Source organism: Actinomadura rudentiformis (genome assembly GCF_008923185.1).
In the GTDB taxonomy this organism is placed as follows: Bacteria; Actinomycetota; Actinomycetes; order Streptosporangiales; family Streptosporangiaceae; genus Spirillospora; species Spirillospora rudentiformis.
Genome location: NZ_WBMT01000021.1, coordinates 205,494 through 215,285 on the forward strand (window position 1 = coordinate 205,494; position 9,792 = coordinate 215,285).

Here is a 9,792-nt window from a genome sequence, read left to right on the forward strand (position 1 = left end):
CTCCGCCTTGCCCTTGGCCGTCGCGGAAGCCTTGGTGGCTGGGGCCTTGGTGGCGGGAGCCTTGGTGGCCGGGGTCTTCTTGGCGGGGGCCTTCGTGGCAGGCGAACGTTTTCCCTGAGCCGACCCCTTCGGCGGCGTCGTGCCGTTCCCCGCGCCGGCCATGTCGGCCCCCCTCGCGCTGATCTCCTCGACAGGCAGTGCGGGCAGCATAAGTCCCCTTTCGCGGCACGGCAAACAGCCTCGACCTCGCCGAACGACCTTGGTCGACTACAGGCGGCATATGCCCGGTGACGGCTGGACGAGAACCCATGAGGAGGTCGATCTCTGGAGTGACCTGCGCCACATCGTTCCCCGGAGGCCCAGGCCGGCGGTTAATGGGAAGAGTTTGCCGCGCGGGTGCGTTAAGGTCGCAGCGAGCAGTCTCATCGGCACGGCCATGATGGGGACAACTGCCGCCGCAAGCAGCCATGAGCGATCCGGGGACGGTGCGAGCCCGGAGGCGGGCCCGGCGGTCTGATCACCCCTGAGCCGCCGGAAGAACCGCCCGGTGCCGGCACACGGCACCCGGCGAAGTAGACCCGGCCGCCCGAGACTCGAACGAAGCGGGCCGTCTCGATTCGACCTTGACTCAGGCGGCCAAGGAGGGTGGTACCGCGGGGCCCCGCCAGGGCGTCTCGTCCCTCCGGACACGTAGCAGGCACATGCTCATACGTCGATCCGGAGGTTGAACCCACGTGAGCCGTCAGTTCCGGCCCCTGCCCACGCAGGTGGACCTGCCCGCCCTGGAGCGGGACATGCTGCGCCGCTGGCAGGAGAACAAGGTCTTCGAGCGGTCGCTCGAGCGCACCGGGTCCGGGCCGCGCTGGGGCTACTACGAGGGCCCGCCCACCGCCAACGGCATGCCCGGCGTCCACCACGTCGAGGCCCGCGTCTTCAAGGACGTCTTCCCGCGCTTCAAGACCATGAAGGGCTTCCACGTCGCGCGCAAGGCCGGCTGGGACTGCCACGGCCTGCCCGTCGAGGTCGCCGTGGAGAAGGAGCTCGGCCTCACCGGCAAGAAGGACATCGAGGCCTACGGCGTCGCCGAGTTCAACGCGCGCTGCCGCGAGTCGGTGCTCCGGCACGTCGACGCGTTCGAAGAGATGACCGAGCGGATGGGTTTCTGGGTCGACATGTCCCAGGCCTACCGGACCATGGACCCCGAGTACGTCGAGTCCGTCTGGTGGTCGCTCAAGACCGTCTTCGACAAGGGGCTGCTGTTCCGCGACTTCCGCATCACCCCGTACTGCCCGCGCTGCGGCACGGGCCTGTCCGACCATGAGCTCGGCCAGCCGGGCGGCTACGAGACGATCTCCAGTCCGTCGGTGTACGTGCGGATGCCGGTCACCTCCGGCCCGCTCGCCGAGCTGGGCGCCGCCCTGCTCATCTGGACCACCACGCCGTGGACGCTGGTGTCCAACACCGCCGTCGCGGTGCACCCCGACGTCACCTATGTCGCCGCCCGCGCGGCCGGCTCCGACGAGGTCCTCGTCGTCGCGGAGCCGCTGTTGGGACAGGTGCTGGGCGACGACGTCGAACGCCTCGCCACCTACCAGGGCCGCGAGCTCGAACGCACCGCCTACGCGCGCCCGTTCGAGCTCGTCGACATCCCCGAAGCGCACTACGTGGTGCTCGGCGACTACGTCACCGTCGAGGACGGCACGGGCCTGGTCCACCAGGCGCCCGCGTTCGGCGCGGACGACATGACCGTCTGCAAGGCCTACGGCATGCCGATCGTCAACCCGATCGGCCCGGACGGAAAGTTCCTGCCCGACGTGCCGCTCGTCGGCGGGACGTTCTTCAAGGACGCCGACGAGACGCTCAGCGCCGACCTCAAGGCCCGCGGCCTGCTGTTCCGCGGCGGCCACTTCGAGCACAGCTACCCGCACTGCTGGCGCTGCCACACGGCGCTGCTCTACTACGCGCTCCCGGCCTGGTACATCCGGACCACGCAGATCAAGGACCGGCTGCTCCAGGAGAACGAGAAGACCAACTGGTTCCCCGAGACGGTGAAGGAGGGCCGGTACGGGGAGTGGCTCCGCAACAACGTCGACTGGTCGCTGTCGCGCAGCCGCTACTGGGGCACGCCGCTCCCGCTGTGGGTGTGCAGCGAGAATGACGACCACATCACGTGCGTCGGCTCCCTCAAGGAACTGGGTGAGCTCGCCGGGCAGGACCTCGACAAGCTCGACCCGCACCGCCCGTACGTGGACGACGTGACGATCCCGTGCGGTGCTCGTGTCGGAGACGCGTCCGACAGCGTGTGCGGCGCCGAGGCCCGGCGCGTGCCGGACGTGATCGACGTCTGGTACGACTCGGGCTCGATGCCGTTCGCCCAGTGGGGCGCGCCGCACCGCAACAAGGAGATCTTCGAGGAGTCCTACCCGGCGCAGTTCATCTGCGAGGCGATCGACCAGACCCGCGGCTGGTTCTACTCGATGATGGCGGTCGGCGCGCTCGTCTTCGACCGGTCGTCGTACGAGAACGTCCTGTGCCTGGGACTGATCCTCGCCGAGGACGGCCGCAAGATGAGCAAGCACCTCGGCAACGTGCTGCAGCCCATCCCGCTGATGGACGAGCACGGCGCCGACGCGCTGCGCTGGTACATGCTCGCCAGCGGCCTGCCCTGGGCCTCGCGCAAGATCGGCCACAACGCGCTGGAGGAGGTCGTCCGCAAGGTCCTCCTCACGTACTGGCACACCGCCTCGTTCTTCGTCCTGTACGCCAACGCGGCGGCAGCCCAGGGCCGGGCCTGGACGCCGGACCGCCTCGCCGAGGCCCCGGCGCCCGCCGACCGCCCGCTCCTGGACCGCTGGGCCCTGGCAGAGCTGCACCGCACGGTCAAGGAGGTCGACGCCGCGCTGGAGGAGTTCGACACCGCCCGTGCGGGGCGCCGCCTGGCCGAGTTCGTCGACGACCTGTCCAACTGGTACGTGCGGCGCTCCCGCCGCCGCTTCTGGGACGGCGACGACGCCGCGTTCGCCACGCTCTACGAGTGCCTGGAGACCCTGACCCGCCTGATGGCGCCGATGGTGCCCTTCGTCACCGACCACGTGTGGGACGTGATCCGTCCCGCCGACGCCCCCGAGTCGGTCCACCTCACCGACTGGCCCGCCGTGAACGAGGAGCTCCTCGACCCGGCCCTCACCACCCAGATGGCCCTCGTACGGCGCCTGGTCGAGCTCGGCCGCTCGGCGCGCGCCGCCAGCGGCGTGCGCACGCGCCAGCCGCTCGGCCGTGCCCTCGTGGGCGCCCCGGCGTGGGCCGGCCTGCCCGCGGAGCTCCGCGCCCAGATCTCCGAGGAGCTCAACGTGCTGGCGTTCGAGGAGCTCTCCTCGATCGGCGGCGACCTGGTCGAGTACGAGGTCAAGCCGAACTTCCGCGAGCTCGGCAAGCGCTACGCCAAGGACACGCCGAAGGTCGCCAAGGCCGTCACCAGCGCCGATCCGACGTGGCTGGTCACCACCCTGCGCGCCGACGGAACGGTCACCCTCGACAGCGAGATCGGCGCCCAGACCCTCTCTCCCGACGACGTGATCGTCACGGAACGGCCGCGCTCCGGCTGGGCCGTGGAGAGCGCCGCGGGCGAGACCGTCGCCCTCGATCTGGAGCTCACGTCCGAGCTCCGCCGCGCGGGCCTGGCCCGCGAGGCGGTCCGGCTGATCCAGGAAGGCCGCAAGTCGAGCGGGCTGGAGGTCACCGACCGCATCGAGCTCTGGTGGAGGGCCGCCGGTGACGACCTCGCCGAGGCCTTCCGGGCCCATGCCACCGAGATCGGCACCGAGGTCCTGGCCGAGTCCGTCCAGGAGGGCAAGCCCGGCGACCTCCCCGCTCACCGCGACGACGAGCTGGGCCTGACCTTCTGGCTCCGCAAGGCCTAGCGCACATCCGGACACCCGCATCCGGGTCAGGCGCCCGCCTGATCCGGATGCGTCATTTTCACCGCGGGCCTTTTTCGAGACACATCGCGTTTGAGATGATGGCTCGCGTGAACGACTCCGAGAACCTCCGCGCGTCCGACGCCGACCGCGACCGGGTCGCCGACCGGCTGCGCGAGGCCCTCGCCGAGGGCCGCATCACGCCGGAGGAGCACGCCGAACGCATCGACGTGGTCTACCGGGCCAAGACTTATGCCGACCTGGAGCCGGTCCTGCGGGACCTTCCCGGCGAGACCGGCCCGGCGGTCCGCCTCACCAAGGACGCGCCCGCCGAGGATCCGCTCGCCAAGGACGCGTTCGGCAAGGACGCGCTCGCCAAGGACAGGGCCGAGCCGCCGCCCACACCCCAGTCCACCAGCATCGTGGCGGCCTTCGCGGGCGCCGACCGCCGCGGCCGGTGGCTCGTCGAACCGCTGACCAACGTCACCTGCGTCTTCGGCGGCGTGGAGCTCGACTTCCGCCAGGCGGTGCTCTCCCAGCGCGTGGTCACCGTCAACATCGTCTGCGTCTTCGGCGGCGTCAACGTCACCGTCCCCCCGGGCGTCCGCGTCGTCAAGTCCAACTCGGCCGTCTTCGGCGGCGTGAACATCCCCGAGGACGACGTCCTCGACCACGACGCCCCGACCATCCACCTGACCGGCTTCACCCTGTTCGGCGGCGTCGACGTCCGCCGCCGCGAGCCCGGGAAGACGCGGCACCGAGACACGGTCCGCGATCTCCATCGCGATCTGCACCGCGACATCCACCATCGGCACCGCGAGCTGCACCATGACCGGCGCGAGCGTCTCCGTCAGCTCCGGGAGACGCGCCGCTCCACCCGCCGCGACCACTCCTGATGCCGGGGCTCCTGATGCCGGGGCTTCTGACAGGGCGATCCTGATACCAGGACGCGGCCGGGCTTTCTGGAGATCGGGCCTTCCGAGCTCCAGGGCCACGGCCGCGGTAGGCGGTCGGTCTGCGGACGGGTCAGTCCCGGGCGTGCTCCTTGTCGGGCTGGCAGACCAGGCACGGGGTGCAGCCGCGGGCCTTGGCCTCCGTACGGGAGAGCGCCTCGAGGTCGTCCGCCTCGTCGCCGATGTCCTCGATCAGGGCGCAGTTGGTGCGGTGGTAACGCTTGGTGCCGCTGAGGATCCGGACCTGCGGGCCCTCGTCGGGCTCGGCGGAGGCGCGGGGCTTGGGCGGGGCGCTTTCCTGCTTCGCCTCGCCCGCGGGCGGCTCGGCGGTGGCCGGACGCTCAGCCGCCGGACGGTCGGCCGGCGACGGGCCCGGGTCCGGCTTGGGCGGGCTCACCGGCGAGGCGGGAGCGGGCCAGGCCGACGGGAGGCTCGAGGCGGAGCCGACCGGCTTGTCCGCGGGCCTGGGGGTGGCGGGCTTGGCCGCGGCCTGTGCGATGTCACCCACCGGGGTGGGCGCCGTAGGTGCCGTGGACGCGGACGGCTGGGGCTCTGGAGTGCCCGGGCCCTTCGCCGGTGTCGCCGGCGGCTTGGCCGGGGCCGACTTCGACGGAGTACGGGGAAGCTCGGCCGTCTTGGCCTTCGCCTCTGCGGGTGCCGTGGGGACCGACACCGCGGCGCGCGCCGCCAGTGCGGTGTCGGGCATGCAGGCGGTGCAGGGGCTGAAGCCCTCTTCCTTGGCCTCGGCGTAGGTCAGCTCTTCCTTGTCACGACCGGCGAGCTGACGGCAGGTGCTGAGGTGGTAGCGCTTGCGTCCGCGGACCACGAAGACCATGGCGTCGTCGGGGACGTCCGCCGGAGGAGCGGGGATGGTGACCTCGTCGGCGGCGGGCTCGTCCTTGGCGGGGGCCGCCTTGCTCCGCGCCGGGGTCCGCGCTGGGGCGGCCTTCTTGCTCTTGCTCTTGCGCTTGTTCTTGGCGGCGGCCGGGGCCGCTCCCACGCCGAACAGCTCCTTGCGCCGCAGGAAGACCCCGAGGGCGAGACACAGCGCGGACACGACGCTGACGGCGATCGAGATATAGATCACCACCAGCGCGTCCAGCCCGAAGACCTGTGCACTCTCTCCGTTGCCGGCCACGATGCCCGCGACCAGCAGGGCGATGGCGACGACGACGAGGACGCCACTCAGGATGATCAAGGGTCTCTCCCCCTCTAACAGGCGTACGCTCCGAGCCGCCTGCACCTCAATGAACAGGCGCGCCTAGTCAACAGGCCCGGAGGCGACCAACGACGTTCCGGAACGCCGAACGCCGCCGGGATGGCTACGGCGCCATCCGCGGCGCGGCGGTCGGGAAGACACTATCGCCTGAGCGATGCGCCTCAACGCCTCTCGTGCGGCGGGTTGTCGCCGCCCGAGTGGAACGCGCCGGTCGCCGAGTGCTGGACCTGCTGGGTGTGCTGAGCGGGCTCCGCTGGCGGCGGGAACGGCGCGGGGCCGGTCGCCGTCGAGCCGGCGGTGCCGTTGCGGTTGTCGGCGTGCGGGATGGCACTCTGCGGGCCGGTCTGGGTGCCCGCCTGAACGTTCTGGCCACCGGGGGCGGGCGGGAAGCCGCCTGCCTCGGTGCTGCCCGCCTCCAGGTCGCGCAGCTGGCCCTCCAGATAGACCTTCAGGCGGCTGCGGTATTCCCGTTCGAAGGCGCGCAGGTTGTCGACCTCACGCTCGAGCTCCTCGCGCTGCTGCACGAGGGAGCCCATGACCTGGCGGTGCCGCTCCTGGGCGTCGCGGTCGAGGGCCTCGGCGCGCGAGCGGGCCTCGCTGACGATCTGGTCGGCCTGCCGACGGGCCTTGCCGAGGATCTCCTCGGCCTCGCGGCGGGCACGGCCGAGCGTCTCGTCGGCCTCGCGGCGGGCGTCGGCGATCGCCTGGTCGGCGGTCTGCTGCGCCAGCGCGAGCACGCGCGCCGCGGTGTCCATGTTGTCCTCGCCGGACGGGGCGGACATGCCGAGGCCCCCCAGGGCGGGCTCGGGCTCGGGCTGCGGCTGCGGCTCGGGCCGGGGAGGCTCGGGGATCTTGGCGACGTCGGGCTTGGGCTCCACGATCGGGGCGGCCATCGCGGGGACCTTGCCGCGCAGGCACTCGGCCAGCTTGGCGCGCAGCTCCTCGTTCTCCTGGATGAGGCGGTCGAGCTCGGCCTCGACCTCGTCGAGGAAGGCGTCCACCTCCTCCTCGTCGTACCCCGGCCTCAGCCTGGTGGTACTGAACTGCTTGTTCCGCACATCGGCGGGTGTCAGCGGCATGTTCGTCTCCTTGGCGCGCTTGGAGTCTGTCCCAAAGGACGGTATCCGATCAGAGCTCCTGCACGAAGATGATCATGACCCAGACCACAAGGATGAGGACCGTGAAGCTGAGGTCGAGAGCCACGTTACCCAGACGTATGGGTGGGATGAAACGCCTCAGGAGCTTCAGTGGCGGATCGGTGACGGTGTAGGTCGCCTCCGCGATCACCAGCACCACCCCCGTGGGACGCCATGAACGCGCGAACGACTGCAGGACTTCGAGGATCAACCTCCCGATCAGGAAGAGGAGGAAGATGTAGAGCAGTGCGCTCAGCACGGTTCCAACAATTGTCACGGACACTCTCGCATGTGGCTGTCAGCTTTGGTTGAAGAATCCTCGTTCTGCCATCCGGGCCTTGTCCTCGGCCGTCACCTCCACGTTGGCAGGTGACAGAAGGAACACCTTGTTCGTAACACGCTCGATGCTCCCATGCAGGCCGAATACGAGACCTGCCGCGAAGTCGACCAGACGCTTGGCGTCGCTGTCGACCATCTCGGTCAGATTCATGATCACCGGCGTTCCCTCACGGAAATGCTCCCCGATGGTCCTTGCCTCGTTGTAGGTCCTTGGATGCAGCGTAGTGATACGCGCAAGGTCTGTGGTACCCGACTCGTACAGCGCTACCGACCGCTGTCCGGTGGTCGACGGAGCGTGATGATCACGATCCCGGTCCGCGCCGTCCTCCGCTCGGGTAAGCTGCCCCGCGGACTCGTCGTCCCGCAGGCGGCCCTGCCTCCCCGCGCCCGGGTCGGCCTCGTCGTCGTACACCTCGTACTCGTCATAGTCGTCGTACTTGGCGTACTTGTCGTCGTATCGGTCGTCCTCCACAAGGCCGAGGTAGACCGCCATCTTGCGCATCGCGCTGGCCATATGCCCCTCCGTCGTCCTGTGGGCCCCGGCGCCCCGGCACCGCGATCGGACCGATCCGACCGACCCGGAGGCGACCCCGGGCCGGTGTGGCCTGCCGTTTCGGCAGGTACCACTGGGGGGACATTACCTGACGATTGCCCGTCGGCCGCCGAGCAACGCCGTACCGACACGTACGTGTGTCGCACCACATGTGATCGCGGGCTCCAGATCCCCGCTCATCCCCGCCGAGACGACCCTTGCCGCGGGGTGCGATTCCCGTACCTCCGCCGCGATGCGGGCCAGCCGCGCGAAGGCCTCGGCCGGGTCCCCGCCCAGCGGCGCGACCGCCATGACGCCGTCCAGCTCAAGGTGCCCGGCCGCGGCGATCTCGTCTGCCAGGGCGAGCACGTCGCCCGGCGCGGCCCCGCCCCGGCCTTCCCGCTCGTCGAGCGACATCTGGACGAGGCAGCGCAGCCGCCGGCCGGCGCGCCCGGCGGCGCGGTCCAGCGCGGCCACCAGCTTGGAGCGATCCACCGACTGCACGACATCGGCGTAGGACGCCACCGAACGGACTTTGTTGGTCTGCAACTGACCCACGAAATGCCAGGTCAGCGGAAGGTCTTCGCATGCGGCCGCCTTGGGGGCGGCGTCCTGGTCGCGGTTCTCGGCGACATCGGCCACGCCGAGCTCGGACAGCAGCCGCACATCCGAGGCGGGGAAGGTCTTGGTCACCGCGACCAGCGTGATCTCGTCCGCGTCGCGGCCCGCCGCGGCGCAGGCGGCCTCGATCCGCTTGCGGACCTCGGCCAGATTGGCCGCCAGCTCGTCCTTGCGTTCTTCAGTCACGTGAAAGCCAGACATATCCAGCGAACCGTCCCGTCCGGCCCTCGCGCCGGAACGAGAAGAGCTCTGCGCTCTCGATCGTGCACCGGGGGTCCATCCGCAGGTCGGTCACCCCTGCGGCGGCGAGCTGCGCGGCGATCCCGGCCCGGATGTCGAGCCCGGGAGTGCCGGCCGTCGTGGTCGCGTACGCCTCGGGCACGGCCTCGGCGACCTTGTCGCGCATCTCGGCGGGCACCTCGTAGCAGCCCCCGCACGCCGCCGGGCCGATGGCCGCGCGGATCCGCGCGGGATCGGCGCCCTTGGCGCACATCTGCTCGACCAGTGCCGGGACCACCCCGGCGGCCGTCCCGGGCCGGCCGGAGTGCGCGGCGCCGACGACGCCCGCTTCGGGATCGGCGAGCAGGACCGGCGCGCAGTCGGCGACGAGGACCGCCAGGGCCAGCCCGGGCTCCGTCGTCACGATCGCGTCCACCGGCGGGAGGTCGTCGCGGCCGCCGTCCGGCGAGGCGGAGCCGGTGACGAACGCGACGTCCGCGCCGTGCACCTGGCGCATCCAGACGGTGCGCGCCGGGTCGATGCCGAGCGCGGCGGCGGCGCGGCCGCGGTTGTCACGCACCGAGGCGGCGTCGTCTCCGACGGCGCCGCCCAGGTTGAGAGAGTCGTACGGGGCCTTGCTCACGCCGCCCGCACGCGCGGTGAACGCCGCGCCGACACCCGCGCCCAGCCCGACGTTCGTGATCACTTGAGGAAATCGGGGACGTCGAGATCGTCGTCCTCGTCGAACACGACCGGGCGCCGGCGCTGGCCGGTCGCCGCCGAGCCGCTCTCGCTGTCGCCGGCGTGCACCCGCGCCGGGGCGGGCTCGGCCGACGGGCGCGGGGCGGGCGGGCGG

The 9,792-nt window shown here is 71.1% G+C and carries 8 protein-coding genes; 2 read left to right on the forward strand and 6 right to left on the reverse strand.

What is annotated here, in order from left to right:
* Positions 1–734: 734 nt before the first annotated feature.
* Together ileS and F8566_RS37795 are read left to right on the forward strand one after the other, a co-directional pair.
* On the forward strand, positions 735–3,920 hold the full coding sequence (ileS, locus tag F8566_RS37790) for an isoleucine--tRNA ligase (protein ID WP_151566929.1): 3,186 nt from the start codon (positions 735–737) through the stop codon (positions 3,918–3,920).
* Between the two features lie 107 nt (positions 3,921–4,027).
* The gene (locus F8566_RS37795) at positions 4,028–4,813 is read left to right on the forward strand and encodes a DUF1707 SHOCT-like domain-containing protein (RefSeq protein ID WP_318836466.1); all 786 of its coding nucleotides are present in this window, start codon (positions 4,028–4,030) and stop codon (positions 4,811–4,813) included.
* A 130-nt stretch (positions 4,814–4,943) separates the two neighbouring features.
* On the opposite strand, the gene F8566_RS37800 is transcribed toward F8566_RS37795, so the two are convergent.
* From F8566_RS37800 to pgeF, 6 genes are all read right to left on the reverse strand, one after another.
* Positions 4,944–6,068, reverse strand: coding sequence for a hypothetical protein (locus F8566_RS37800; protein ID WP_151566931.1), 1,125 nt, complete (start codon positions 6,066–6,068; stop codon positions 4,944–4,946).
* 182 nt (positions 6,069–6,250) lie between these two features.
* A complete protein-coding gene (locus F8566_RS37805) occupies positions 6,251–7,168 on the reverse strand; it encodes a DivIVA domain-containing protein (protein WP_151566933.1) in 918 nt (305 codons plus the stop codon).
* A 49-nt stretch (positions 7,169–7,217) separates the two neighbouring features.
* On the reverse strand, positions 7,218–7,502 hold the full coding sequence (locus F8566_RS37810; RefSeq protein WP_151566935.1) for a YggT family protein: 285 nt from the start codon (positions 7,500–7,502) through the stop codon (positions 7,218–7,220).
* Between the two features lie 21 nt (positions 7,503–7,523).
* The gene (locus tag F8566_RS37815) at positions 7,524–8,078 is read right to left on the reverse strand and encodes a cell division protein SepF (protein WP_151566937.1); all 555 of its coding nucleotides are present in this window, start codon (positions 8,076–8,078) and stop codon (positions 7,524–7,526) included.
* A gap of 123 nt (positions 8,079–8,201) precedes the next feature.
* Positions 8,202–8,918 carry a YggS family pyridoxal phosphate-dependent enzyme gene (locus F8566_RS37820; protein ID WP_151566939.1) on the reverse strand — a complete coding sequence of 239 codons (717 nt, stop codon included), beginning with the start codon at positions 8,916–8,918 and terminating at the stop codon, positions 8,202–8,204.
* Positions 8,896–9,642 (reverse strand): peptidoglycan editing factor PgeF, encoded by a 747-nt coding sequence (gene pgeF, locus F8566_RS37825; protein ID WP_151566941.1) that lies wholly within the window; start codon positions 9,640–9,642, stop codon positions 8,896–8,898. Before pgeF ends, F8566_RS37820 begins: the two co-directional genes overlap by 23 nt.
* Positions 9,643–9,792 lie beyond the last annotated feature (150 nt).

Excerpts from the sequence above, each read along its gene's own strand:
- F8566_RS37805 (WP_151566933.1), bottom strand. The coding sequence starts at position 7,168 with ATGCCGCTGACACCCGCCGATGTGCGGAACAAGCAGTTCAGTACCACC.
- F8566_RS37820 (WP_151566939.1), bottom strand. The coding sequence starts at position 8,918 with ATGTCTGGCTTTCACGTGACTGAAGAACGCAAGGACGAGCTGGCGGCC.
- F8566_RS37815 (WP_151566937.1), bottom strand. The coding sequence starts at position 8,078 with ATGGCCAGCGCGATGCGCAAGATGGCGGTCTACCTCGGCCTTGTGGAG.